The 24,605-nt window shown below is 59.0% G+C and carries 21 protein-coding genes; 7 read left to right on the top strand and 14 right to left on the bottom strand.

Translation table 11 applies throughout. The annotated features are described in order from the left end of the window. Nucleotides 1–6 precede the first annotated feature (6 nt). The 4 genes from ACYVI2_RS01265 to ACYVI2_RS01250 all read right to left on the bottom strand — a co-directional run bounded on the left by ACYVI2_RS01265 (nt 7) and on the right by ACYVI2_RS01250 (nt 3,377). The gene (locus ACYVI2_RS01265) at nt 7–495 is read right to left on the bottom strand and encodes a type II 3-dehydroquinate dehydratase (RefSeq protein WP_415818033.1); all 489 of its coding nucleotides are present in this window, start codon (nt 493–495) and stop codon (nt 7–9) included. 74 nt (nt 496–569) lie between these two features. Then, entirely contained in the window at nt 570–1,187 is a 618-nt protein-coding gene (locus ACYVI2_RS01260) for a glutathione S-transferase (protein WP_415818209.1), read from the bottom strand. 66 nt (nt 1,188–1,253) lie between these two features. Beyond that, on the bottom strand, nt 1,254–2,252 hold the full coding sequence (locus tag ACYVI2_RS01255) for an NAD(P)H-quinone oxidoreductase (RefSeq protein WP_415818035.1): 999 nt from the start codon (nt 2,250–2,252) through the stop codon (nt 1,254–1,256). A gap of 3 nt (nt 2,253–2,255) precedes the next feature. Continuing rightward, complete coding sequence (locus ACYVI2_RS01250) at nt 2,256–3,377, bottom strand: ABC transporter ATP-binding protein (protein WP_415818037.1); 1,122 nt, start codon at nt 3,375–3,377, stop codon at nt 2,256–2,258. Between the two features lie 433 nt (nt 3,378–3,810). Here ACYVI2_RS01250 and ACYVI2_RS01245 point away from each other — a divergent pair, with 433 nt between their 5' ends. Then, nucleotides 3,811–5,061, top strand: coding sequence for a flavin-containing monooxygenase (locus ACYVI2_RS01245; protein ID WP_415818039.1), 1,251 nt, complete (start codon nt 3,811–3,813; stop codon nt 5,059–5,061). A gap of 161 nt (nt 5,062–5,222) precedes the next feature. Here the strand turns inward: ACYVI2_RS01245 and ACYVI2_RS01240 are convergent, their stop codons facing one another. Both ACYVI2_RS01240 and ACYVI2_RS01235 read right to left on the bottom strand, forming a co-directional pair. After that, a complete protein-coding gene (locus ACYVI2_RS01240) occupies nt 5,223–6,230 on the bottom strand; it encodes a tripartite tricarboxylate transporter substrate binding protein (RefSeq protein WP_415818041.1) in 1,008 nt (335 codons plus the stop codon). A 76-nt stretch (nt 6,231–6,306) separates the two neighbouring features. After that, a complete protein-coding gene (locus ACYVI2_RS01235) occupies nt 6,307–7,098 on the bottom strand; it encodes an HpcH/HpaI aldolase family protein (protein ID WP_415818043.1) in 792 nt (263 codons plus the stop codon). 83 nt (nt 7,099–7,181) lie between these two features. Here ACYVI2_RS01235 and ACYVI2_RS01230 point away from each other — a divergent pair, with 83 nt between their 5' ends. Both ACYVI2_RS01230 and ACYVI2_RS01225 read left to right on the top strand, forming a co-directional pair. Next, nucleotides 7,182–8,105: an NAD(P)-dependent oxidoreductase gene (locus tag ACYVI2_RS01230; RefSeq protein WP_415818045.1), complete on the top strand. Its 924-nt coding sequence runs from the start codon at nt 7,182–7,184 to the stop codon at nt 8,103–8,105. A gap of 22 nt (nt 8,106–8,127) precedes the next feature. After that, on the top strand, nt 8,128–8,850 hold the full coding sequence (locus ACYVI2_RS01225; RefSeq protein WP_415818047.1) for a FadR/GntR family transcriptional regulator: 723 nt from the start codon (nt 8,128–8,130) through the stop codon (nt 8,848–8,850). Nucleotides 8,851–8,880: 30 nt separating this feature from the next. Here ACYVI2_RS01225 and ACYVI2_RS01220 read toward each other — a convergent pair whose 3' ends face one another. The 5 genes from ACYVI2_RS01220 to ACYVI2_RS01200 all read right to left on the bottom strand — a co-directional run bounded on the left by ACYVI2_RS01220 (nt 8,881) and on the right by ACYVI2_RS01200 (nt 16,441). Next, nucleotides 8,881–11,292: a TonB-dependent siderophore receptor gene (locus ACYVI2_RS01220; RefSeq protein ID WP_415818049.1), complete on the bottom strand. Its 2,412-nt coding sequence runs from the start codon at nt 11,290–11,292 to the stop codon at nt 8,881–8,883. Between the two features lie 235 nt (nt 11,293–11,527). After that, nucleotides 11,528–12,517 carry a FecR domain-containing protein gene (locus ACYVI2_RS01215; RefSeq protein WP_415818051.1) on the bottom strand — a complete coding sequence of 330 codons (990 nt, stop codon included), beginning with the start codon at nt 12,515–12,517 and terminating at the stop codon, nt 11,528–11,530. An 8-nt stretch (nt 12,518–12,525) separates the two neighbouring features. After that, entirely contained in the window at nt 12,526–13,059 is a 534-nt protein-coding gene (locus tag ACYVI2_RS01210) for a sigma-70 family RNA polymerase sigma factor (protein WP_415818053.1), read from the bottom strand. A 221-nt stretch (nt 13,060–13,280) separates the two neighbouring features. After that, complete coding sequence (locus ACYVI2_RS01205) at nt 13,281–15,398, bottom strand: TonB-dependent receptor domain-containing protein (RefSeq protein WP_415818055.1); 2,118 nt, start codon at nt 15,396–15,398, stop codon at nt 13,281–13,283. Nucleotides 15,399–15,676: 278 nt separating this feature from the next. Beyond that, nucleotides 15,677–16,441 carry a GntR family transcriptional regulator gene (locus ACYVI2_RS01200; RefSeq protein WP_415818057.1) on the bottom strand — a complete coding sequence of 255 codons (765 nt, stop codon included), beginning with the start codon at nt 16,439–16,441 and terminating at the stop codon, nt 15,677–15,679. A 161-nt stretch (nt 16,442–16,602) separates the two neighbouring features. On the opposite strand from ACYVI2_RS01200, the gene ACYVI2_RS01195 reads away from it, so the two are divergent. From ACYVI2_RS01195 to ACYVI2_RS01180, 4 genes are all read left to right on the top strand, one after another. Then, nucleotides 16,603–17,994, top strand: coding sequence for an NAD(P)H-dependent oxidoreductase (locus tag ACYVI2_RS01195; protein WP_415818059.1), 1,392 nt, complete (start codon nt 16,603–16,605; stop codon nt 17,992–17,994). A 69-nt stretch (nt 17,995–18,063) separates the two neighbouring features. Further along, a complete protein-coding gene (locus ACYVI2_RS01190; RefSeq protein ID WP_415818061.1) occupies nt 18,064–19,074 on the top strand; it encodes a Bug family tripartite tricarboxylate transporter substrate binding protein in 1,011 nt (336 codons plus the stop codon). Between the two features lie 19 nt (nt 19,075–19,093). Continuing rightward, complete coding sequence (locus ACYVI2_RS01185) at nt 19,094–19,597, top strand: tripartite tricarboxylate transporter TctB family protein (RefSeq protein ID WP_415818063.1); 504 nt, start codon at nt 19,094–19,096, stop codon at nt 19,595–19,597. 9 nt (nt 19,598–19,606) lie between these two features. After that, entirely contained in the window at nt 19,607–21,115 is a 1,509-nt protein-coding gene (locus ACYVI2_RS01180) for a tripartite tricarboxylate transporter permease (RefSeq protein WP_415818065.1), read from the top strand. 122 nt (nt 21,116–21,237) lie between these two features. Here the strand turns inward: ACYVI2_RS01180 and ACYVI2_RS01175 are convergent, their stop codons facing one another. From ACYVI2_RS01175 to ACYVI2_RS01165, 3 genes are all read right to left on the bottom strand, one after another. Then, nucleotides 21,238–22,620 (bottom strand): tripartite tricarboxylate transporter permease, encoded by a 1,383-nt coding sequence (locus ACYVI2_RS01175; protein ID WP_094820683.1) that lies wholly within the window; start codon nt 22,618–22,620, stop codon nt 21,238–21,240. A 15-nt stretch (nt 22,621–22,635) separates the two neighbouring features. Then, nucleotides 22,636–23,097: a hypothetical protein gene (locus ACYVI2_RS01170; protein WP_415818067.1), complete on the bottom strand. Its 462-nt coding sequence runs from the start codon at nt 23,095–23,097 to the stop codon at nt 22,636–22,638. A gap of 72 nt (nt 23,098–23,169) precedes the next feature. Then, entirely contained in the window at nt 23,170–24,459 is a 1,290-nt protein-coding gene (locus ACYVI2_RS01165; RefSeq protein ID WP_460490250.1) for a hydroxymethylglutaryl-CoA reductase, degradative, read from the bottom strand. Between the last annotated feature and the right edge of the window lie 146 nt (nt 24,460–24,605).

Here is a 24,605-nt window from a genome sequence, read left to right as displayed (position 1 = left end):
TGTCCTTCAGGCTGGGCGCTGGATGAGGCGCGCCATGGCTTCGAGAGCGAGTTCGTAGCCTTCGCCGCCGAGGCCGGCGATGACGCCATCGGCAGCCTTGGAAATATACGAGTGATGGCGAAAACTCTCGCGCCGCCAGATGTTGCTCATGTGGACTTCAATGATGCGGCCGGGAAAGGATAGCAGCGCGTCGAGAATGGGTATCGAGGAATAGGTCAGACCCGCCGCATTGATGATGATGCCTTGCGCCGTGCCGCGCGCTTGCTGGATCCAGTCGACCAATTGCCCTTCATGGTTGGACTGCACAAAGTGCAGCGCCATCTGCAGTGCCGCGGCTTTACGCTCGCATCGCTGCTGCAGGACGGGAAAACTCTCAGAGCCATAAACTTGATTCGTGTCCAGGCCATACAGATTGGCGTTGGGGCCGTTGAGAAACCAGACTGTGGTCTCGGTGGTGTCGGGTGAGGAGGGGGAAATCTGTGCAGGCGTATTCATGGGCTATTCCTCGGGGCCTCGGCATTGGGGGGGCGATGCGGTCATTGTCGTCAAGAGCAGGCGGTAGCTCGAGGCTAGCTGTCACGGGGGATGGTGGCGAGCATGGCAGGCAGGCTCTGAAAGGCCTCGTTCCAACGGCTGGCCTGTGGGCGGTCGGCACGCCAGTCGATCTCGGGAAAGCGAAAATCCAGATAGCCCAGAGCACATCCCAATGTGACTTCGCCGATGGTCGGGACGTCTATCGAGAGTGTGGATGCCTGTGCTTCGATATCGTTCAGGCAAGCGGTAACCTTGACCAGTTGGGCCTCGCGCCAGGCCGTCCATTGCTTTTCAACGGGGCGGGCGGTCAACTCGTAACGGGCCAGCAGGGCTGCATCCAACAAGCCATTGCCCAGTTCCTGGCGCATGAGCGCTGGCCATCGTTGGGAACTCTCATGGGGAAAGAGACGGGTATCGCCGGCCAGGTTAGCCAAGTATTCGCAGATGAGGCGGCTGTCATATAGTGACTGTCCATGGTCCAAGATCAATGTGGGAACCTTGGCCAAGGGGTTGTGCGTGGCAATGCGCGCATCGCGTTTGATGGGGTTGGCCGCGCTGTCGAGAAATTGGATTTGATCAGTCAGGCCCGTGAGGTGTGCGCAGACCATGACCTTGCGTACAAAGGGGGACGTGGGGGCATATAGGAGTTGCATCATAGGAGGAGCGCTCCAATCTGGCGGTGGTCTTGTCGAGGTGATGGTTGCAGGACAGAGACGAGACTATGGGACTAACACGACTTTGCCGAACACGTCGCCGTTTTCGAGCAGCTCATGCGAGCGGGCAGCCTCGGACAGCGGCAGGCTGGCGTGCACGCGTGGGAGGATTCGATGGTCAGCGATCAAGGGCAGGACCCGTTGGGCAATGATTCTGGCCATACGGGCTTTCTCGTCTGCGCTCTGAGGGCGCATGGTTGACGAATGCAGGCTTAATTGCTTTTGCATCAATGTGAGCAATTCGATTTGCACCGAGGAGCCTTGTAGAAACGACAGGCTGACATGGTGTCCGCCAAAAGCCAAGGTTTGTAGATTGCGCCGCACATAATCGCCGCCAACGACATCGAGCACCACATCGACGCCGCGCCTTTGGGTATGATCCAGGCAGGCTGCGACAAAGTCCGTGTCGCGGTAGCAGATGGTGTGGTCTGCACCGATCTTGTGCAGGGCAGGGGCGCGGTCGCTACGGCCCACGGTCGCAATGATCTTGGCGCCAGCTGCGCGGGCCATGCTGATGGCCAGGGTGCCGATGCCGCCGGCAGCGCCATGGATCAGTACGGTTTGGCCCATGGTCAATTGGCCGAGTTCGAACAGGTTGTGCCAGACGGTGAACAGGCCCTCTGGTAGTGCGCCGGCAGAAATATCGTCCAGGTTGTCGGGAACGGGCAGCGAATGGTCTACGCGCGCGACGCACCACGGCGCATACCCACCACCTGGCAGCAAGCTCATCAGCCGTTTACCGAGCAGATGTTGCGGGACGCCAGGCCCGCAGGCGATGACTTCGCCGCAGGCTTCCAGACCCAAGACGTCGGTGATACCCGGGGCGGGCTTGGAAAATCCCTGGCGCTGCATGATGTCGGGTCGATTGACTCCTGCTGCGAGTACGCGCAGCAGGACTTCGCCAGCAGCCGGCGTTGGCACGGGCCGTTCTGCCAGGGTGAGAACGCTGGCGTCTCCCGGCTCGCGGGCAACAACGGCGTGCATGGTGGTGGGAGGATTTTTCATGGCTTATCGCCCTGCTTGAAAGACACTGATGCCGTCGCTCGGCAGAGCGAGCCCGGCAACTGCGCCGATGGGCCATTGATGCATCGCGTCCAGGCCGGCGCTACGCACCATGACACGTTGACGACCCGCGACCGGCAGATCCACATCGAAGTAGGAGTCGATGTGATCCCCTTGGAAAACGTGGTTGACCACGGTGCCGCTGAGGACGGAGTCCGAGTGCAGGTTTTCCAGGCGGATCTGTTCTGGCCTGACATAAATATCCAGGCGTCCCCCTTCGTGCGACCCGCCGACCAGACGTTCCCGGCATACGCGCAGCAGCTTCGCACCCAGGCGCAGTTGCAGACCGCCAGCGTCTGAGCCATGGTAGTAAGCCGGCAGGATATTGACGTCACCCAGGAACGAGGCGACGAACGGATCCTGGGGATGGCGATAGAGCGTATCAGGCGCGGCGATTTGCCGGATGACGCCGCCGGACATGACGGCGATACGATCCGACATGCTCAGTGCCTCGCCCTGATCGTGCGTCACAAAGACGGTCGTGACGCCTAGTTTGCGTTGGATTTCTCGGATCTCGACTTGCATGGCGCCGCGCAGGCTTTTGTCCAAGGCGGAGAAAGGCTCGTCGAGCAGCAGTACCCTGGGATGAATGACCAGCGCGCGCGCGAGCGCGACACGCTGTTGTTGGCCTCCTGACAGCTCGCGCGGCTTGCGTTGACCCAGGCCATCCAGTTTGACCAGGGCCATGACCTCTTGTACGCGCTGGGTGATTTCCCCGGACGGAACGCGGCGCATGCGCAGGCCATAGCCGATGTTGCGCTCTACGGTCATATGCGGAAAGAGTGCATAGTTCTGAAAGACGATGCCGATTTCGCGGTTGTGCGGCGGTTGGTCGGTGATGACTTTGCCATCAATGAGAATCTCGCCATTATCGACGGGGACAAAGCCGGCAATGATGTTAAGCAAGGTGGTTTTGCCGCAGCCAGAGGGGCCCAGCAACGTCAAAAATTCGCCATGCCGGATCTTGAGCGAGATGTCATGCAGAACGGTCTGTTCGCGATATTTTTTCACCACGCCCTCTAGGCTGACAGCAATGGGCGACTCCTGGGATAAGGGACTGTTCTGCATGTGCAATCTGGCTCTCAAGGAAACGTTGCTTCGCCCCAGGCGGTCTCCTTCCGCTCGCGGATGAGATCTGCCGCCGGGACGATCAATGATCAGTGGCTGTGTTGCAGAATACGGGAAAAGCCCGGCGGGAATGCTTTGGGGATACTGATGCGGTTCATCGGAAAAACGAAACGTCTCCCAGGCCCGGTGATATCTGTCTGACGCCATTCGGCTATGACACGGCTGTGCAGCGAATGGTGCATGCGCATTGGCGCGAGGGGTATTTGCTTTTTCCTAAGCCCAGCGTCCGAAAAACGAAGTTATCAAAAAGCGGAAGTTTGATCACACTGCATTCCACCCGTGATCGAGTCTTTTTGTGCGACTTGAGTCATTGCCCGCGTTTTTCGTGTTGGGTTCGAGAGAGAGCTCTCGGTTCTATTTAGGAAATAAACAAATGTCAGTTGAAAAAATCAATACGCTGGTGATTGGAGCCGGTCAGGCTGGCGTCGCGATGAGCGAGCATCTCGGTTTATTGGGTATCCCTCACATTGTGCTGGAGCGCAAGCGTATTGCTGAGCGCTGGCGTTCAGAACGCTGGGATTCGTTGGTGGCCAACGGACCGGCCTGGCACGATCGTTTCCCGAGTTTGCAGTTCGACGATGTTGGCCCCGAGGTGTTTCCGCCCAAAGAGCGTATGGCACAGTATTTTGAAGACTACGCAAAAATGATCAAGGCGCCGATTCGCACCGGCGTAGAGGTGAAACACGTCAAGCGTAATGATGGTCGTCCGGGGTTTACGGTGACTACGACGGATGGCGTGATCGATGCGATGCATGTGGTCGTTGCGACGGGGCCGTTTCAGGTGCCGAGCTACCCCAGAATTATTCCTGACGGTACGGGTATTCAGCAACTTCATTCCTCGGCGTACAAGAACCCGGGGCAGTTAGAGGACGGCGCGGTCTTGGTGGTTGGCGCAGGCGCCTCTGGCTCTCAGATCGCGGAAGAGCTGCGCCAGGCAGGAAAAACGGTTTATCTGTCGGTCGGCGAGCATTATCGTCCTCCGCGGTCCTATCGTCAGCGTGACTATGTATGGTGGCTGGCCGCGCTAGGGATGTGGGATGAGGTGAAAACCAAGCCGAAACGAACCCATGTGGCTTTTGCGGTCAGTGGCTATGAGGGAGGGAAAACCGTTGATTTCCGTCGGCTGGCACAGATGGGTATCACTCTGGTCGGCATTACCAAAGGCTATGAGAATGGCATCGTGAGCTTTGAAGAAGGCCTGGGACGCAACATTGCACAAGGCGATGAGGATTATTTTGAAGTGTTGCGAGAGGCCGATGCGTTTATCGAACGCAATGGCCTGGATCTGCCTCCGGAGCCGGAGGCCTGGAAACTGTTGGAAGATCCAGAGTGCCTGAAGAACCCGTTGCTTGAATTGAACCTGGCTGAGGCGGGCATCAAGACCGTGCTTTGGGCGACGGGGTTCAAGTTTGATTTCAGTTGGCTGGAGGTCGATGCGTTTAATGACAAGGGCGAGCCTTTGCATAAGCGTGGCATCTCGGCAGAGACGGGTATTTACTTTTTGGGTTTGCCGAATCTCACCAACCGGTCTTCATCATTTATCTGGGGGGTTTGGCATGATGCCAAGTTTATTGCTGACCACATTTCGGTGCGTATGGAATATCTGGCGTATACAAAAGAGTAGGTTGGCTTGATCTGTAGGTTAAATAATCAGGGCTCCAAGTCGTGTGATTGGAGCCCTGATGGCGTGCGGCTTTGTCAACGCTAACCGTACATTCGCACGGCTTACGAGGATGCGAAGCCGCAGGAATTGCCCGTGTAAACCAAGGTTAAATCAGGCAAGTCTCAATCAGCCGTGATATTTGCGTCTTTAATGACCTTGGCCCATTTCGTGAATTCCCCATTCAGAAATTGACCAAATTGCTCGGATGTGCCGCCAACCGGCTCGACGCTTTGTGCTGCAAAGATTTTGCGTACGTCTTCTTCTTTCAGGATGGCATTCAATGTTGTGTTGAGTTTCTCGACAATCTCAACGGGTGTGCCAGAGCGCACGACCAGACCGTACCAAGCTGTCATGGCATAGCCCGGGACGCCTGCCTGTGCAACGGTGGGAACACCAGGCGCATAGGGCGAGGGTTCGGCGCTGGTGACCGCCAATGCACGCATCTTGCCCGACGTGACGTAGGGCATGAGGTTGGGCGTGTTATCGAACATGATGTCGACTTGGCCGCCCAACAGGTCGGTGGCCATCGGCGCACCGCCTTTATAGGGGATATGCACGAGATCTACTTTCGCCATGGATTTCAGCATTTCCATGGACAGGTGAGGTGACGAGCCGACGCCGGACGAGGCGTAGCTGAGCTTGCCTGGATGTTTGCGCACATAGTCCAGCACCTCTGCCAACGATTTGTACGGCGATGCGCTGTTGACGACGAGCAGGTTCGGCGTCTGGCCCAGGAAAATCAACGGCGTGAAATCACGGGCGGTATCGTAAGGCAGATTGCTACGCAGCGCGGGGTTGGTGCCATAGGCAAAGGAGACGACCAGAATGGTGTAGCCGTCCGCAGGCGATCGTGCTGCATTCGTGGTGCCTAGTTGAGAACCTGCGCCAGGTTGGTTTTCAACAAGCACGGGCTGCCCCATGGCGTCCGACATTTTCTTGGCGAGCAAACGGCCCACGGTATCGTTGAACCCGCCCGGCGGTTGCGGAACGATCATGCGGATGGGCTTGTCGGGGTAGGCTGCATGGGCGGCAGGGGCGGCACATATGCCAAGCAATGCAGCGGCCAGTCCCGTGGTTTGTGCGAGTTTGCGCGCGAATCCGGTTGCGCGTCCGACGAATGAATAAGGCATGTTGTCTCCTGAAAAATAGAGCCGGTCCGTGCGCATCTAGCGTGGCACTTGAGAAGTGGACGAGCCGGCGTTGTGTTTAATAAGCCGGGGCGGCAGCCTGCTTGGCTCGAGCCTGGTCCAATTGGGCGAATAATTGTTGTTGCGCGATAGCGAGCAGACGGCCGTCATTGGAGACGGTCAGCATCTCGAATTTTTTGTCCGCCATGTACACGGCGTATTCGATAGGCGAGCAGTGCATGACAGCGAATTTGCCGGCCTGTTGTGCGCGCGTGCGGATATCTTCGATGACGGCCAATACCTCGGGCGTGCTTTGGTCATCGACGGGATCAAAGCCCAGCGACAGGCTCAGATCGGCAGGGCCGATATAGACGCCGTTCAAACCCGGTACGGCCAGAATGCCGTCCAGGTTTTCCAGTGCCTGTCTGGTTTCGATCATGGCGATGGTCAGCACGTTGTCGTTCGCGCCTTTCCAGTAGTCCGCTCCCGCATACAAGGGCGCGCGCGTGGGTCCGAAACTGCGGGCGCCCACCGGGGCGTACCGGCAATAGCTGACGAATTCCTGGCATTGCTCGGGCGTGTTTACCATGGGGCAGATGATGCCGTAGGCGCCCGCGTCGAGGATCTTCATGATGATGCCGGGCTCCAGCCACGGTACGCGCACGATAGGGGTGACGTTGGTAGTGGAGATGGCGCGCAACATCTGCACCGTGGTTTCGTAATCCGACAATCCATGCTGCATATCGATGGTCAGGCTGTCCCAAGGCTGATGAGCCATGGCTTCGGCGACAGCGACGCTGCCTAGTGTCAGCCAGCCATTGAGGGCTGGTACGCCCGTTTTCAATCGGGCGATCAGTGGATTGGTGCGCATGTGATTGTCTCGTGGGAAGGAAAGTTTTATGATAACAATTAAACCATTAAAGAATTAAACCATAAGACGAAAAGGATACGAGTATGGGTTTACCCCAACCCCCCAAAGATTCACGCCGCGTGGGTTTTATTGGTGTGGGCCTGATGGGCCACGGTCTGGCAAAGCACGCGCTGGCACACGGGTATCTGGTGTCGTTGTTGCTGCGCAGTCCGGCGGCGCGCGAGCGCAATACTGACCTGTTGGAGGCCGGGGCGACCGTGCTGGATACCGCGGGCAGTGTGGCTGCGCAATGTGATGTCGTGATCATTTGCGTCACGGGGTCGCCGCAGGTGGAAGAAGTCATATTCGGCCCGTCTGGCTTGCTGTCGCAGGTGCGTCCCGGCACGGTGGTGGTGGACTGCTCGACCTCATTGCCAGAATCCTCCCGGCGTATCGCTGCGGCTCTAGAGACCGCAGGGGCGCATTTTCTGGATGCCGCGCTGACGGGGACGCCGAAGGAAGCCGAAGAAGGGCAAGTGAACCTGTTGGCAGGCGGGGACCCCGCGGTGTTGGATCAGGTGCGCGATGTGTTGTCGTCGTTTTCGCGCCAGATATACGAGTGTGGCGGTGTAGGTGCAGGCCACAGTGTGAAGCTGTTGCATCAGTTTGTGGTGTTGAGCAACGCGGCAGTGTTGGCGGAGGCGTTTTCTTGCGCGCAAAAGACGGGCGTGAATCTGCAGACGCTATGTGGTGTGATTGGCTCTGGCGGCGCGAATAGTACGGCGTTTCAGCGCTTGAGCGCATTCGTGGCCGAAGGCAATGATCAGCTATTCCGCTTTTCCTTGGCAAACGCGTTAAAGGACATGCAGTACTACACGCGTATGGCGAGCGATGCGCAGGTGGTGTCCGCTGTGGCGGGCGTGGTGCATAACAGCTATGCCGTGGCCAACAATGTGGGGCTGGGCGAGCGGTATGTGCCGCATCTGATTCAAAGTCTGAATAAAATGAACGGCAATAAATCTGCTTAAAACCCTGAAACCTAGGTAATCCATGACCCTACGCGAGCCCGGCATCGGCACTGAACTGAGCAAAGGCAGCACGCTGACCGACAAGCTCAGCAAGGCGCTGCTGGACGTGATCAACGCGGGCGAATTTCAGCCCGGCGAAAAGCTGCCCACGGGGCAAGAACTGGCGCGCCGATTCGGTGTCAGCTTGACGGTGGTGCGCGAATCGATTTCCACGCTCAAGGCCGACGGCATCGTGGAAACGCGCCAAGGCGCCGGCGCGTTCGTCAGCAAGTCAGCACACATGCGGCCGTTTCGGATTACGCCTTCGGGCGCTTCGGAGGATCAGCCGGCCATTGGTCCAGAGCAGATTTTCGAATTGCGCACTGGCGTGGAGATGCAGGCGGCCGCCTTGGCTGCCGAACGGGGCAGCGATGCACAACTCGCGGCGATTCGCGATGCTTATGCGGCGATGCAGGCCGATATCGAAGCCGGCGGTGATGGGGTGAGTGCGGACATCGTGTTTCACCGCGCGATCGCGGAGGCCGCAGGCAACGCCTTGTTTGGATCGTTCCTCGATTTCCTGGGCGGCTATATCCGGGAAAGCATCAAAGGATCCCGGCAGGATCAGGCATGGGTAGAGCATCAGGATGCGGTCATGCAGGAACATCACGCCATTATGGAAGCGATTTGCCGGCGTGATGGGCAGGCGGCTCGCGATGCCGCCCACGCGCATATGGCCAACTGTCTGCAGCGCTGCCTGCCGTAGCGGGCGGCGCTGGGACGGCCGGTGTCCCCCTTACATCCGCAGGCCTAGCGACAGCATGAAATTACGCGGATCGCCGTAGTAATTGCTGATGCCTGTCGCATCGACCTTGCGGTAGTACACCTTGTCGAACACGTTGTTGACGTTTAACTGCAGGCGCACGTTTTCGTTGAAATCGTAGCTGGCCATCAGGTTGTAGACGGCATAGCCACCCTGGCGGGCTTCGATGCCTCGGCTGGTGGCGTAGGTGCTGCTTTGTGCCTGCACGCCGCCGCCGATGGTCAGGCCGTGCAAGGTACCGGGGAAGCGATAGGTGGTGAACAGACGCAGCAGGTGGCGGGGATCGAGGGTACGAATGGGTTGCCCGATGTTGGTGTCGGACGCATCACGCACATATTTGGTCTGGGTGTTGGTGTAGCCGGCCATGATGTGCCAGTTCGGCGTGATCTCGCCGGTCAGTTCCAGTTCCCAGCCTTGGCTGCGCGTTTTGCCACCTGCGACTTTGCAGTAGCCGTTGGGGTAGTTTGGCAGGCAGGGATTGGCGCTGTTGGCATCGTCCATCGCGCGGCCCGTGTTGTTGATGCGGAATACCGACGCGCTGAAATTCAGGCGGCCATCGAGGAATTCGCCCTTCAAACCGGCCTCGTAGTCTTCGCCGGTGATGGGGTCCAGCAGATTGCCGGTCGCATCGTAGGCGTCTTGCGGCACAAAGATCTCGCTATAGCTGCTGTAGAGACTGAAGTTGTCGTTCAGGTCGTAGATCAGGCCGACATAGGGGGTGATCTCTCGATCGATACTGTAGTTGCTGTCGGAATCGCCAGGGACTTTGTAATCCCACCATGTGGCGCGCGCGCCCAGCAGAACGGTCAAGGGATCCGTGACTGAAATGCGGCCTACGGCATAGGCGGCTTGTTGTTTGACGATGTTATTCGTGGCTTCGTAATAGGAGCCAGCGGTTTCATCGGTTGGTTCGGGGTAGCTGGTATAGGGATCCCAGTCGCGGATGTCGATGTTGCTCAGGGGGCCGAGATTGAAGTAACCGCTCGACCCGGTGGTACGGGTGTAGTTGCTTTCCAGGCCGACGGTCAGGTGATGTTTGCGGCCGAACATTGCCAACGGACCATCGGCCACGAGCGCGAGCGCGTTTTGATCGCTTGCGGAGTCGGGATAGACCGATGTCGTCACGTTATACAAATACGGGTTTGTCGTGCTGGCGCGCGTGATGTAACTCTGCTTGAAACCGCCATCGAAATAACGGAATCGCGTGTTGGCGGCACTGGCTTTGACTTTCCAGTCGTTATCAAAGCGGTGTTCCAGTTCCAGCGAGGCTTGCTGGTTGTAGCGGTTCCAATGATTCCACGCGGCGCCCAGATAGGTGTCTCGCGAGAAATGCAGTGAGCTGCCATCAAAATCCCGAGGCAGTCCCCCCCATGCGCCCGTGGCTTTGAGTTCGGTGTGTTGGAAACTCGCGGTGAGGGTGGTGTTGTCCGTCAAATCGGCTTCGAGCACGCCATAGAACACACGGCGTTTTTCTTCGCGCGCATCCTGGAAAAAATCTTTGTTGTCTAAGACAGCGACGACGCGGCCACGCAGGCTGCCGGATTCATTCAGCGGGCTGGAAATGTCGGCCTCGACGCGGTTGCGATCCCACGAGCCTGTCATGAGTTTGACGCCGGCCTGGAATTCAGGCGTGGGGCGTTTACGGACGAGGTTGACGGTGGCCGATGGGTTACCCGATCCACGTAGAATGCCGGCTGCACCGCGCAGCACCTCGACGCGATCGAGAACGGCCGTATCGGGTTGAATAAAGGTCGAGCCCGATTGGTAGACGTTCAAACCATCGATCTGCAGAGAGTCGATCTGAAAACCGCGCGAGTAGTAGGTGACGCGTTCGCTGTCGGTGTAGTCCACTGTGACGCCCGGCGTATTCTGCATCACGTCGTGCAGGTCCGGCATGTCGCGATCGTCGATGAACTGGCGCGAGATGATGGTGACAGGCTGCGGTGTTTGGCGGATCGATGTCTCGCCTTTGAATACCGAGGTCGTATGGCCGCCATAATTGCCCGAGTTTTCGGTTGACGCCATGGATGAGGCTGTCACGGTCACAGGAGCCAGCGTGACGTCGCCGCTGCTGCGAGGCACGGGTTTTCTTTCAAGCACATAGGCGCCGTTGGCGCTGCGCCGTGCTTGCCAGCTCGATGCAGCGAGCACTCGCCGCAGGCCTTCGTCTACCGTGTAGCGTCCTTGTACGCCCGGCGAGGTCTCGTTTTGCAGCGCATTGGCGTCGAATGTCAGCGCGATGCCGGCCTCGGAGGCAAACTGATTGATCGCGGGCAGCAGCGGGCCCGCTGCAACCTGATAGGTCCGTACGGCGACCGACTCCGCTGCGGGGGCTGCGTGGGTCGCGAGCGGCGCCAGATTGAACGACATGGTCGTGCTCAGCATGAGCAAGAGCCTGGCTTGTGGGAAAACGCGCGTGGATGAGGACGAGAGGGTTGGCTTCGTGGGCAGGTGTCGGAGCGGCATATTGAAACGGACGGTGATCGTCAATGTTCACGGATACCAAGGAGGCCGAATGACGCCGCGATTTCTTGCAAGCCAATTTGTTTCTGGTTGAAACCAGCGGCGCTGGCCCGATGACTTCACGAGGTTCGAAATGTGATTTGTGCGGCGAGCCCCCTCAGGCCCGCGGTTCGATCCAGGTGAGATAACGTGTCAGCCGCCGTACCTGCACGGGATAGCTGTTTTCCAGAGCGGCTAGCGCCAATTCCGGTTTAAACAGGGGAAATACGCCAGAGACTTCCACGTTTGCCAGACTGTCATCCAAGAACAGATAACCGCGCTGGTAAGCCTGGAATCGCTCGACAAATCGCGGCAGGCGCATGTTGGTAGCCACCAGCGAGCCATTGCGCCAAGGCGCAAAATTGCTGGCGGCCAGCGCATCATGCTTCTCGACAGGCCCGGCCTCCAGGTCGCGGTCCTCGAATGTCGCGCGATGACCCGCCCGGATGATCATCGGGGCGTCCGGCGCACCTCTCGGGCTAACGCGCACAGCATGTTCGTTGACCCAGACCTTGCTGTGCGTATCGGTGACGCGGACCATGAATTCGGTGCCTAACGCTTCGACTGTGCCATGGCGGGTCTGCACAATAAAGGGCCGTGATCGGGCGGCGTTGTCGGCATGGGTATTGGTGTAGAGACGGCCGGCGCGCAAGACAATACGACGGACATCGGCAGTGAAATCTACATCTGCCGCACTGTTGGTATCCAGGATGGCCACAGTGCCATCAGTGAGGGGCAGGGGAGCAACCTCGCCGATAGCAGTACGAAAATCAGCCGTCCATCTGGCGCGGTGAGCATCGTCACTCATCCAGAATCCCAGCGGCAACAGCGCACCGCCGGCTGCGGCCCAACTCAGCAGCCGGCGCCGTCCGTGATCGACATTCTGCAGGGTCGGCAACGCGACATGGCCGGGTACCGCGGCGAACTGTTGCTGCACTGCTTGTACTTTTGACCAGGCGTTGCGATTCTCGGGATGACGCGCCATCCAGGCCGACCAGGCCGCACGTGCGGCCTCATCCGCCTGCGACGCTTGCAGGCGGGCAAACCAGCGAGCCGCTTCTTTTATGGCAGTACGTTGTTCGGCAGTGGAGGAAAGTGAGACGGTCATGATCGTGCTCAATCCAAATCCATCACCAGGCAGCAACGTTCCATGGCCCGGGCCATATAGTGACTGACGGTCCGTTCCGAGATGCCCAGGCGCTGCGCGATGGCGGGATACGTGGCGCCCTCGATGACTGATAACAAAAAAGCTTGTTTTACTTTGGCTCCCAGGCCGTTGAGCATGCGGTCGAGCTGGACGAGTTGTTCCTGGATCAATGCTTGTGCTTCAAGCGACGGCTGGTGTTCGACCGGTAATGTCTGCAGAACCTGCAGATAGGCTTGTTCCAACGCACGCCGCCGCCACAGGTCCACGACCAAGCCACGCGCAATCGTGGTCAGGTAGCTGCGTGGCTCTTGTATGCGGTCAGCCAGGCGCGATTGCAATACGCGCACGAACGTGTCGTGCGCGACATCGGCCGCATCATGTTGATCGCCCAATTTGCGGCGCAGCCAACTGTTCAACCACGTATGGTGGCTTTGATAAAGCGTGCCGACGCATTCAGTGGCTGATGGGGGCAACGATCGTGCAGGGACGGCAGGCAAGGGCATCGGGCATGCGCGGTTAAGTTTTGTAATGAGAACGTGTCTTATTAGTGATTATATAGAGGTTCATGGCGCAGGTGGTCGCTCTGTGCCGAGCCATGCAGCACGCCGACTGCGCCGTGCTCTGGACGGCGGCAGCGACGTGAGAGGAAATTGCCGAGTGTGCACTGCATTGGTGCGTCGGCAGACCCAAAAAGTTGAAGGGCGTGTTGCGGCCGGGCGCCGCGTCAGAACTGATAGCTGACGCTCAATCCTGCGCTCCAGTTGCGACCTGGGGCGGGTTCAAAGTAGCGGTCATTACCATCATTGACGATGACTGAACCTACGTAATCGCGGTCGAACAGGTTGTCTACGCGAGCATAGGCGTTCCATTCCCAAGGGCCTTGGCGCCAGAGATAGCCAGTAGAGACCGAGGCTACGAAATAGCCGGGGGCCGTGTCGCTATTGGCGTCATTCACATAGATCTTGCTGAGGTAGCGGCCTTCGATGCCGGCGCGCCAGCCTTCTGCGGGGGCCCAGGCAAGGGCTCCGTACAGCATTTGGCTGGCGATGCCGGGGATCTTGTTGCCAGCGCGAATATCCGAGTCATCGACGCTATCGCGGTAACGCGCGTTGATCCAGGTGTAGGCTAGATCAGCGCGCCAGTTTGAGTCGATGGTGCCGCTCCAACCCAGTTCTGCGCCATCGCGGCGCGTCCGCCCGGCGTTGCGATACGAGGTCCGTCCATTCAGGCTGCCTGCTGAAACGATCTCGTCGCGGGTGTCGATGTGAAAAGCTGCCAGGGATAGGATGCCGTTGCCGAGTTCGGTCTTTATTCCTGCTTCGTAGTTATTGCTCAACGCGGGCTGCAAGCCCAGGTTCAGGCCCGATTCGCCATCAGGGCGATAGGATAGTTCGTTGGTTGTCGGGGTCTCAAAGCCGCGGCCATAGGAAATATAGGCCATGGTTTTCGGCGTGAACTGGTAACGCAGCGCCGCCATGGGCAGCGCCTTGCGATAACGCGTCGAGCCGCTGTCGTCGCCGTTGGCTGCGTTTACGTAATGGTCGTCGGAGTCAAAGTCGATCGTGCTGTAACGAAGTCCGGCATCCAGGGTCCAGTCCGGTGCGAATTGCCACGAGGCCTGCAGATAAGGATCCAGGCTGTCGACGTCGTTGGTTTCGTTGCGACGCAGTGCGCCTTTGACGCCGAGCTCAGTCGGGGCGCTGGCGCTGCCTAGAAAATTTTCATAGCCTTTGCGCCGTTCGCTCAAGGTGTCGTACGACACGCCGCCAATCAGGGTAAAGGGCCGGCCCGCCAGGCTCAGATGCGAGGTCCAGCGCAGATCGGCCCCGGCATATTCGCGCCGCAGATCAATGACACCGCCGGATTGTTGGGGATTGGCTTGGATGATGGCCGGAATGGATTGATATTGCACGGTGTGGCGCTGGCCGTAATACACCATCGCGCGCAATTCGTTGTCCGCGTCCATTTGCCGTTCGTACACCAGGCCGCCCTGGGTTTGCTGGACGGTTTTGCGGGTGTTGTATTGGTCGGCTTGCGGTGCAGCCTGCCGCGGATCGGATTCGTATTGCTCGCGAGTCAAGCCCAAGGGATCCTGAGCCGTCAGGTCGACACTGTTGGCCACGACCGTCAGACGGCTGTCGTCATCGAGTTGGATACCCAGCTTGGCATTGCCCAGGTTCTTGCGTGCGCTGCTGTGATCGCGATAGCCGTCGGTGGTAAAGCGGTTGGCGCTGACCACGTAGTCGAACTGGCCCGTTGCGCCGCTAGCCTTGGCGCCATAGTGATATGTGCCGTAGCTGCCAGCGCCGAAGTTGGCTTGTAGGGCGGGAGGGGCTTTACCCGTTTCGGTCTCGACCAGCAGCACACCACCGGACGCATTGCCATAGAGCGCGGAAAATGGGCCTCGCAGGACTTCGACGTGATCCGCCGATGCGATATCAATGTTGGACGTCTGGCCCTGGCCATCCGGCATGGTGGCCGGGATTCCGTCGACAAAGATCTTTATCCCTCGTACGCCAAAGGTCGAGCGGGCGCCAAAGCCACGTATCGAGAGCTGCAGGTCCTGGGCGTAATTCTGCCGATTCTGAATCTGCAATCCAGGGACGCTGCCCATGCTGTCGGATAGATTGATCTGTAGATTGTCTGCGCGCAATTGAACGCCGTCGACAATGTTGACCGAGGCAGGCGTGTCCAGCACATTGGTGTCATAGCGGGTACTGGTCGTGATGACCGGCTCGAGCGTAGGCGTTTGTGCCAACGCGGCCGAAGCGCTGAACCACAATGTACTGTGGCAGGCTAATCCAAACCATGAGAATCGGTGCGCTGATGGTGAATGAGGCATGTGTGGATGCGTGATGACGCCAGGCACTGCAGCCCAGATATGACACGGCCGTATGTCCAAAAAGGCGAGCATGCGCAAGAGACGTGCCCGGTATTTTTCAGGATGAACGGGATGCGTGAAGGATAGAGTCGAACAGCAACTCTACAGCGAGTCAGGCGATACATAAGACTTGCCAAGCTTCAAATTGTGCCTTTGCATCAAACTCCTTTAGGGGAAAACCATACAACGGGTCTAGTTATTGTGTGTGCGTTGGATGGCTCCGGCGCCATCCAACGTTGCTACTTACTTCGCTTTGACGCTGTTGGGTTACGGCGTTGCGGTCGGGGGCGGGCAGTTGAGATGTCGGCGGCTGGCAGGCTTTCTTCCAGTACGCCGCGTGATACTACCCAGCCTGCTTTGTGATGCCTGCGGAGCATTTCGCGCAAGACCGGTCCCGCACGATCACGCAGCGCGTTGAGCATCTCGCCATGTTCGCGCACGGCTTGGTGCCAACGCGCAGGTTGTTGATTACCTGCGTAACGATAGCGGCGTATACGCGCGCATTCTGCGGTATAGATGCGTGAGAGCACGGGGTTGCGGGCGGCATCGACCATGCGTTGATGGATGGCTTGGTTGATCTGGAAGTAGGACATCAGGTCGCCCGCATCGTGGGCCGCCACCATTTGCATATGCAACGCCTCTATTTCTGCGACCTCGCTGTCGGTGATCAATTCACAGGCGGGTTCGGCGGCCAGGGCTTCGAGCCCGCTCAATACCTCTATCGCGGCTTCGACTTCGAGCAGGGACAGGGCGGTGACCACCGCGCCGCGATTGGGCTCCAGGGTCAGCAGACCCTCGGCCGCGAGGATCTTGAATGCCTCGCGCAACGGGGTGCGGGAAATCCCCTCGAATTGCTCCGACATGACGCGTTCGGACAGGCGTTGTCCGGGGGATAGGGTGCCTGACACGATCAGCTTGCGCAGCTGTGCGGCGACCTGGTCGGTGCGCATTCCATCCCGGCTGGAGGGTTTGGCCGGGGCCAGGGGTTCAGTATCTGGTTTCATCTCGTAATCAGTACTTTTGTGCAAAGTGCATGCAATCAATCAATTTTTAGCCTAATATTCGGCCTGTCATTCAACTGAAATGCCAAGATTACATGCAAAAGTGCATGTAATTCGCGTTTCCTTAGAAGCGCATTGTCGCTTAAGCGTGCTTATTTCACTCCATGGACTATCTGCATCGTTATCACGGCGTCACTCAGCCTATCGAAGTTTGCGTTATCGGAAGCGGTGGCTTCGGACGGAGTTTCCTCGCGCAATCACGGCGTGTGCCGACGATCAGCGCCCGTGTCGCCGTCGACCTGACGTCGGCCATCGCGGCAGACGCCTGGCTTTCGATCGGTGTCGACGCTGCTCAGATCGCGCAGTGTGACACGGCGGAGCAAGCCGTGAAAGCCTGGGAGCAGGGCCTGTTCATTGCCGCGAGCGATGCCGCTGCCGTTGTCGGTTTGCCGTTGCAGGTCATGGTGGAGGCTACCGGTCACCCCGAAGCGGGTGCCCGTCATGCGCGTCTGGCGATCGAGGCGGGTCTGCATGTGGCGTTGGCCTCGAAAGAGGTCGATAGCGTGGTTGGCCCGGGGCTGTCGCGCTTGGCGCGTGCCAAAGGCCGTGTCGTGACGCCGGTCGATGGTGACCAGCCGTCCTTGTTGATCGGCTTGGTGACCTGGGCGCAGGCGATGGGCTTTGAAGTCCTGTCCGCGGGCAAATCCAGCGAATACGACTTCGTTTTCAACGCCGAGGCGAGCCGCATGGACAGCAATGGTGTGTCCGTCGATGTGCCTGGCTTTGGCGATCACTGGGTGATGCCTGGAGGCAAGGCAGTTGAGTGCGTTCAAGCGCGCGCCGCTATTTGCTCGGCATTGCCGCAGCGGGCCGTGCCCGATTTGTGTGAACTGCAGGTCGTGGCAAACAGCACAGGCCTGGGCGTGGATACTGCGGCTTTCCATGCACCTATTGCGCGTCCGAGCGAAGTCCCCGATTTGTTCGCCACAGCGGCCGAGGGCGGATTGTTCCGAGCCAATGGCGTGGTTGATGTATTTCACTGCCTGCGCAAGTCTGACGAGCTGAGTTTTGCCGGCGGCGTGTTCGTCGTGATTCGCTGCGATGACAAGCCAACCTGGGACCTGCTGTTGGGCAAGGGGCATGTCATGAGCCGCGATCAGCAGCGCGCCATGATGTACATTCCCCGTCATTTGCTGGGTCTGGAGGCTTTCAGCAGTGTGTTGGATGCAGCCGTTTACGGGCTGTCGAGCGGCGCTCAGGCGCCTGAACCCCGCTTGGATCTGGTAGCTCGCAGTACGCGAGCGCTGGCTGCCGGCACGGTCTTGACCATGGGCGGCCATCATCACACGATCGACGGCACCACGGCCGAGTTGGTGTCCGCGGCTCCGCTGGCTGCGGGCGTGCCTGCTCCGTTCTATCTCGTTGGCAATCGCAAGCTCGTCCGCGATGTGGCTGCCGGGCAATTGATCTGCTTTGACGATATTGAGATCGATCCGGCGTCGGAGCTGCTGCAGTTGAGGCAACAGCAGGATGCGGCGTTTTTTGCGGCCGCCTAAGCCGCTGCACGCCGCAAGCAGTACGACAAGACTTTGTTTTCATTAATAAATCGCTATACAGGAGACAACATGCGTAGCGCATTTCGTTTTGCTTCTTTGGCTGCCGCCTCGATCGGCGCCTTTGCTGTCACCCTGCCGGCCATAGCGGCCGACTGGAAACCCACGCGTCCCGTAGAGTTCGTCGTGACAGCAGGGCCCGGTGGCGGTACGGATCAGTTTGCTCGCGTGGTGCAGGCGGTGGTGCAAAAGCACAAGCTGATGCCCGTGCCTATCATCGTCACGAATAAAGGCGGCGGTGCCGGCTCGGAAGCTTTAGTCTATTTGCAGTCGTCTGAAGGCGATCCCACTCGCCTGGTGTTCTCGACCAATCTGGCTTATCTGATGCCGATGATCACCAAGGTGGGTTATCAAATTGAAAACATGACGCCGATCGCCATCATGGCGGCCGACGAGTTCCTGCTGTGGTCAAACGCCGACGGCCCCTATCAGGACGTCAAGAGCCTGTTGGACGCCGCGCGCGCCAAGCCGGGTTCGATCAAGGTGGGCGGTGCACAGTCCAAGGACACGGATCACATCTTGACCCGTCAGATCGAAATGACGACTGACGTCAAGGTTACGTACGTGCCGTTCAAGTCCGGCGGTGAAGTCGCCGCGCAATTGTCGGGCGGCCACGTTGATGCCAACCTGAACAATCCGTCGGAGAACGTGTCGCACTGGCGTGCCGGCAAAGTGCAACCGCTGTGTGTGTTCACCAAAGAGCGCATGACCATTGCAGGCAAAGTGCATGGCGACAAGGGCTTTGCCGATGTGCCGACCTGCCATGAGTCGGGTATTGCGATCGAGACGTTCAATATGCCGCGTACGGTCTGGGCAGCAGGCGGCTTGACCCCGGAGCAGGTCAAGTACTACGAGGACGTCATGGACAAAGTTCGTGAACAGCCCGAATTCAAGGCATGGATCGAACGCGGATTGCAGACCGAGATGTTCCTGACGGGGCAGGCGTTGAAGGACTACATCGTCGCCGACGGCAACAAAAACAAAGCCCAGTTCGAAAAAGACGGCTGGTTGGTCAAAGACTGAACCCCGCGGGTGACTCAGCATGAATGGCAAGTCTATATCGATTCAACGCCAAGCCATGGAGGTCACCATGGCTGGTCTTCTGGCCGCGTTTTCCGCAGTGGTCATCTACGGCAGTCTGCAACTGAATTCCGGTTGGAGCAGCACTGGGCCGGAGGCGGGTTATTTCCCCCTGCGGTTGAGCGTGTTGCTATTGATCGTCAGCGTATTGCTGCTGGTCCAGGCCGTGCGCAAACCTGTGCAGGAAGTATTCGTCACTGGCGAGCAGTTGCGACGCGTCATGTCGCTATTTATTCCCACGGTGGTGCTGGCGGTTGCTGCCCCATTTCTGGGTTTCTACGTGGCGTCGGCCGTCTTTCTGGTCTACATGTGCCGGGCACATGGCGGTTTTGGCTGGGGGCGTTCGCTGCTGGTCGGTGTAGGCGCCGTTCTCGTGCTGTACGCCGTATTCGAACTGTGGTTCAACGTGCCGCTGGCGCGCGGGCCACTGGAAGACTGGATTGATACCTGGCGCATTGCCGCCTAGAGATTTGCCATGCTAGATCAACTGAGCTATCTCGCGTCAGGCTTTGACACTGCGCTGAGTCTGTACCACATTGGGTTAATGGCGGCGGGCGTGCTGCTGGGCATTCTGGTCGGCGTGCTGCCCGGCCTGGGTGCGCCGAACGGCGTGACGCTGCTATTGCCTTTGACGTTCACGATGGAGCCGGTGGCGGCCATCATTTTGTTGTCTTCCATGTACTGGGGCGCGCTTTTCGGCGGGTCGACAACTTCTATTCTCTTTAACATTCCGGGCGAGCCATCGTCGGTGGCGACGACCTTCGACGGTCATCCGATGGCGCGCAAGGGGCTGGCGCCAGAGGCCCTGGCTACCGCGTTCATTGCAGCGGGCTTCGGTGCCATGGCGGGGGTGATTGTCGTTACCCTGATTGCCAATGCGATCGCAGATTTTGCGCTGAAATTCGGTCCGCCAGAGTTTTTCGCTGTGTATCTGTTGACATTCTGCAGCTACTTGGTGAGTGGCGGTTCCCCGCTGAAAACCCTGGCCTCGCTGTTGATCGGTTTGATTCTGGCCACCGTGGGCATGGACACCGTGTCGGGCGAAATGCGCCTGACTTATGGTTCCAACACGCTGGTCAGCGGCATCTCGTTCCTGGCGGCTGTGGTGGGTTTGTTCGGCATTGGCGAGTTGCTGGTCACGATCGAAGAAGGCCTCAAATTCAATGGCCTGCGGGCGCGCATGAGTTGGGGCGTAGTGTGGCAGGCCATCAAGAAAATGCCCAAGCATGGCGTAACTCTCATTCGCTCCACGATCGTGGGATGCTGGATGGGAATCACACCCGGTGGCCCAACGGCGGCATCGTTCATGTCGTATGGCTTGGCCAAACGTTTTTCCAAGTATCGCAATAACTTTGGCAAGGGCGAGCCGGACGGGGTCGTGGCTCCGGAGGCGGCCGATCACTCGGCGGGCGTGTCGGCGTTGCTCCCCATGTTGGCGCTGGGCGTGCCCGGCTCGGCCACCGCTGCGGTGATGATGGGCGGGCTGATGATCTGGGGTTTGCAGCCGGGTCCGATGTTGTTTATCGAACAGCCTGATTTTGTCTGGGGCCTGATTTCCTCGATGTACGTGGCCAATATTGTGGCCGTGGTGTTGGTGCTGGCGACGATTCCGCTGTTTTCGTCGATCCTGCGTGCACCGTTTGCCGTGATTGGGCCGTTGATTATCGTCATCTGCTTGATCGGCGCCTACACGATCAGCGGCAAGATGTCGGACGTGTACATCGCGCTGGTGTTCGGGGTGGTCGGCTATGTCTTTAAAAAGCTGGACTATCCGATTGCGCCATTGATTCTGGCCATGGTGCTGGGCGACAAGACCGAGGACGCTTTCCGTCAAAGTATGTTGTTGGCAGATGGCTCTATGGGGGTGTTCTTTGAGAATGGCCTGGTCGGCACCATCATGACGGCAGCGCTGCTGTTGTTGGTCTGGGGCTTGGTCGGGCGCTTGTTTACGGGCCGCAGTAAACAAGCGATTGCCGAACAGTAGTATCTGAATCGCTAACGACCGGTGAAAGAATAAAGCCCCAGTTCATCAGATGAGCTGGGGCTTTTGCCATGTGCGGATGGTGAAGTCGGAGCACGCGCATTCGCAGCGCGAGCCGCTGGGCTTTACAGCAGCTTGACCAACGCGGGCACACTCAATACGGCGGTGTAATACCCCATGAACTGCACGCCGGTGTTAAAGCCGAAAATACGTGACAGCAGGCCACCCATCAAGCCCATGGTCAGAATGACCAGCAAGCCGAGCAGTTGGCCTTCCCACACGCTGATGACAATGATCAGGCCGACAAAGGTGGCAATGATGGCCTCGTGGCTGACTTTGCGCGAGACGAACAAGGCTGCGCGGCGCGCATAATTCATCGCGAACGGATAGGACACGACCGCCGCCAGAATCACGGCCAGCATGCCGTAACCCAGGAATTCCCAATGGTTCATCAGGTTGTGCAGATTGTGCGTCTGACCTGTTGCGGAATCCACGGTAAAGCGGGGTGGGGCATTGAACAGCGGTGCGGCGGGACCTGCGGCGACGGGACTTAGCGGCAGACCAAATGCGATCAGCGGGATCAAGGCCTCGGCAATGTAAGTGGCTTCGGTGACGCCATTGCGCGCGCTCAATACGGTGGTCAACCGATGATAAGCATGTTTGATCCGCGAGCCGACGATTTCGCCCAGAACGACCGTCATGGCTACAGGACTGAATACAAAGGTCGCGCTGGATACCAGTGCCGTGCTCAGCGTCCATCGTGTCTGGCTGCGATCGAGCACCTTGAACGGGTTGGGGAAGTATCCCGACCAGCCTTTGACGTCGGGAGCCAGATTGAATTTGCGCACATTGTCGCGTGACATCCGTTGGCGGCCCGCAGGCGACAGCACCGTGAACAAGTCCGCAATCAACGGCCCGATGGCAATCCCAAGGAAATAACTGATGCTGAGTTTGACGTCATATTTCGCAGTCAGACTTTGCAACGCCAGAATCACCACGACAAAGGGCACCAACAGCGCGACGGATGCCCAGCGGCCTGCGGAAAAATAGGCGATCAATATCGCGGCGGCCAGGAAAATCCAGGGCGCTGTTTTAGTGATGAACGCGCCAAACGGCGCCAGCATGACGGCAAACAGCACAGCCAGGGGCACCGCGACAAAGGCCGCGATGATGGCGCCAGAAACCATTTTGCGCAGGGCGATATGCGGCACGCCCAGCTTGCGCAGCAGGTTCGCGTCCTGCAGGAGCGGCATGGCCATGGTGTCACCGGGGATGCCCAGCAAGGCCGTAGGTACCGCGTGTGTCATGTGTTTGGCGACGGCGCCGGCCAAGAAGAAAGTAAACACGCCGGCGGGCGGTACGCCCAACAACACCGTCAGCAATGTCAGTGGAGCGAGCGTCGTTGTTTCATCGGTGCCAGACACCAGGCCGATGGCTGCAAAGACCACGGCGCCGATCAGGCCCATGCCCGCCGCGACCGCAATCTGTTCGATCAGATGAGGATCCATGAAGTGATTCCTTGTTCAGCGGCTGGCAGGGACGTTGCGTGCCGAGGACTCGGTGTCGGCAAACAGGTCGTAGAGTTTGAGTTCTTTCAACTCTTTGGTGACCGTGGGCGGCAGGTCGGCGATCGAGCCCATGCCGCCGGACGTCATGGCGAGTTCGTCCAGGACCTCTTGCCGCCATTGCGGGTCGACGGAAATTTCCGTTTCCGTGACCTCGCGTTTTGGCGGAAACGCCTTTGCGCAAATCACGCCGGCGATGATGCACCCCGCCAGGCCTGCCAACATCGCGTAGGCATGGGCCAGTTGCTTGGACTCGACGACCGATGTCAGCCAGTGGCTGGCGACGTAAAAGCCAAAGATGCTGATACCAATGCCGATGCCTATCGCCCAGGCTAAGTGCTTCAGGTCTACCGTGTCGCCCCAAACCTCGGCGAACCGGCCTTGCGGCGCAGGATGAGGGCCTCGATGCTCGGATGTCATGGATAAGTCTCCGTGAGTGTCAGGTGAGCCGTTACGCAGGCGGCTCTTTTTTCGTTTTTGATGCGAGGGTGCTTAGCCTTTGGCGCGCAGTTCTTGCAGGACCTCAAGCGCACGGTCAGTGCGTACGTCGTGTTCGGCTGCCAGGCGTTTGGCAACCGCGTCGACCTCGTCGCCGACCGCACCCGCCACCAGCGCGATATTGCGCGCGTGCAGCGCCATGTGGCCGCGCTGGATACCCTCGGTGGCCAGCGCTCGCAGTGCCCCCAGGTTTTGCGCCAATCCGACGGCTGCGCAGATTTCGCCTAGGTCTTGCGCGGATTTAACTTGCATGATCTTGAGCGCCAGACGGGCGAGGGGATGCGTTTTGGTGGCGCCGCCGACCAGGCCGACAGGCATGGGCAATTCGATCGTGCCGACCAACGCGCCGCTGTTGTCCTTTTCCCAGCGAGTCAGCGAGGTGTAGCCGCCTTGGCGGCTGGCGTAGACATGCGCGCCGGCTTCGACGGCGCGCCAATCGTTGCCGGTGGCAACGATGATGGGATCGATACCGTTCATGATGCCCTTGTTGTGCGTTGCAGCACGGTACGGATCGATGGCGGCGAAAGTATAGGCGTCCAACACGCCTTCGATGATGGCCTCGCCGCTGCGTTCTTTGGTGGCCAGCGTCTGCGGAGTCAGGCGGACACGGGCGCGGGCCAGACGCAAGTCAGCCAGATTCGAGAGAATGCGCAGGCGCACTGAGCCGCCCGTGAGTTCCTCGACCAACGGTGCGACCGATTCTGCCATGGTGTTGACCGTATTGGCCCCCATGGCGTCGCGCACATCGACGATCAAGTGCATGACAATCATGGGCCCACGCGGCGATTCGGGGAACACGTGGACTTCGATGTCCTTGCAGCCGCCGCCCAGTCCGATGAGCACTTTGTCGCGGCTGTTTGCACGCTCGATGATCTGGTCACGCGCCTGCAGCAGCGCGATGCGTGCGCCGTAGGGATCGGAGATGCCCAGGACCTGCACTTGGGCGCGCATGAGCGGCAGCGTACTGGATGTCTGAAAACCGCCGTCTTCCCGAGCCAGTTTGGCCATGTACGAGGCGGCCGCGACGATCGAGGGCTCTTCGACCGCCATGGGAATCAGGACGTCCCGGCCATTGATCTGGAAATTGCTGGCGATCCCCATGGGCAATTCAAAGGTGCCGAACACGTTTTCAATCATGCCGTCGGCAATATTGACGGGCAAGGCGCCCGGCTGTGTGAGCAACGCGCGATCTTCGTCCGTCAACCCGCACGCGTTGGCAAGAAAATCCCAGCGTTGGGCAGGATTGAGGGCACGGAAATTGGGCAAGCGGGAATCGGCAACCACGACAGCACTCCAGAATGTTGAGGCCCCGATCCGCATCTTTCAATTGACGCAACCCGGCGGCCCAAAAAGTAGACAATGCAAAACAATGGAGCGCACTGTATTAAAGGTGACTCATTTATAAAAGGTACAGTTTGCACAAACAGTAT

Source organism: Bordetella tumbae, assembly GCF_054780995.1.
The sequence above is the reverse complement of the archived record's forward strand: the minus strand, read 5'-3'. Positions and strand labels throughout refer to the sequence as shown.

Excerpts from the sequence above, each read along its gene's own strand:
- ACYVI2_RS01250 (WP_415818037.1), bottom strand. The coding sequence starts at position 3,377 with ATGCAGAACAGTCCCTTATCCCAGGAGTCGCCCATTGCTGTCAGCCTA.
- ACYVI2_RS01240 (WP_415818041.1), bottom strand. The coding sequence starts at position 6,230 with ATGCCTTATTCATTCGTCGGACGCGCAACCGGATTCGCGCGCAAACTC.
- ACYVI2_RS01210 (WP_415818053.1), bottom strand. The coding sequence starts at position 13,059 with ATGCCCTTGCCTGCCGTCCCTGCACGATCGTTGCCCCCATCAGCCACT.
- ACYVI2_RS01215 (WP_415818051.1), bottom strand. The coding sequence starts at position 12,517 with ATGACCGTCTCACTTTCCTCCACTGCCGAACAACGTACTGCCATAAAA.
- ACYVI2_RS01205 (WP_415818055.1), bottom strand. The coding sequence starts at position 15,398 with ATGCCTCATTCACCATCAGCGCACCGATTCTCATGGTTTGGATTAGCC.
- ACYVI2_RS01235 (WP_415818043.1), bottom strand. The coding sequence starts at position 7,098 with ATGCGCACCAATCCACTGATCGCCCGATTGAAAACGGGCGTACCAGCC.
- ACYVI2_RS01260 (WP_415818209.1), bottom strand. The coding sequence starts at position 1,187 with ATGCAACTCCTATATGCCCCCACGTCCCCCTTTGTACGCAAGGTCATG.
- ACYVI2_RS01230 (WP_415818045.1), top strand. The coding sequence starts at position 7,182 with ATGGGTTTACCCCAACCCCCCAAAGATTCACGCCGCGTGGGTTTTATT.
- ACYVI2_RS01170 (WP_415818067.1), bottom strand. The coding sequence starts at position 23,097 with ATGACATCCGAGCATCGAGGCCCTCATCCTGCGCCGCAAGGCCGGTTC.
- ACYVI2_RS01175 (WP_094820683.1), bottom strand. The coding sequence starts at position 22,620 with ATGGATCCTCATCTGATCGAACAGATTGCGGTCGCGGCGGGCATGGGC.
- ACYVI2_RS01185 (WP_415818063.1), top strand. The coding sequence starts at position 19,094 with ATGAATGGCAAGTCTATATCGATTCAACGCCAAGCCATGGAGGTCACC.
- ACYVI2_RS01225 (WP_415818047.1), top strand. The coding sequence starts at position 8,128 with ATGACCCTACGCGAGCCCGGCATCGGCACTGAACTGAGCAAAGGCAGC.
- ACYVI2_RS01255 (WP_415818035.1), bottom strand. The coding sequence starts at position 2,252 with ATGAAAAATCCTCCCACCACCATGCACGCCGTTGTTGCCCGCGAGCCG.
- ACYVI2_RS01180 (WP_415818065.1), top strand. The coding sequence starts at position 19,607 with ATGCTAGATCAACTGAGCTATCTCGCGTCAGGCTTTGACACTGCGCTG.
- ACYVI2_RS01195 (WP_415818059.1), top strand. The coding sequence starts at position 16,603 with ATGGACTATCTGCATCGTTATCACGGCGTCACTCAGCCTATCGAAGTT.
- ACYVI2_RS01200 (WP_415818057.1), bottom strand. The coding sequence starts at position 16,441 with ATGAAACCAGATACTGAACCCCTGGCCCCGGCCAAACCCTCCAGCCGG.
- ACYVI2_RS01190 (WP_415818061.1), top strand. The coding sequence starts at position 18,064 with ATGCGTAGCGCATTTCGTTTTGCTTCTTTGGCTGCCGCCTCGATCGGC.
- ACYVI2_RS01220 (WP_415818049.1), bottom strand. The coding sequence starts at position 11,292 with ATGCTGAGCACGACCATGTCGTTCAATCTGGCGCCGCTCGCGACCCAC.
- ACYVI2_RS01245 (WP_415818039.1), top strand. The coding sequence starts at position 3,811 with ATGTCAGTTGAAAAAATCAATACGCTGGTGATTGGAGCCGGTCAGGCT.
- ACYVI2_RS01265 (WP_415818033.1), bottom strand. The coding sequence starts at position 495 with ATGAATACGCCTGCACAGATTTCCCCCTCCTCACCCGACACCACCGAG.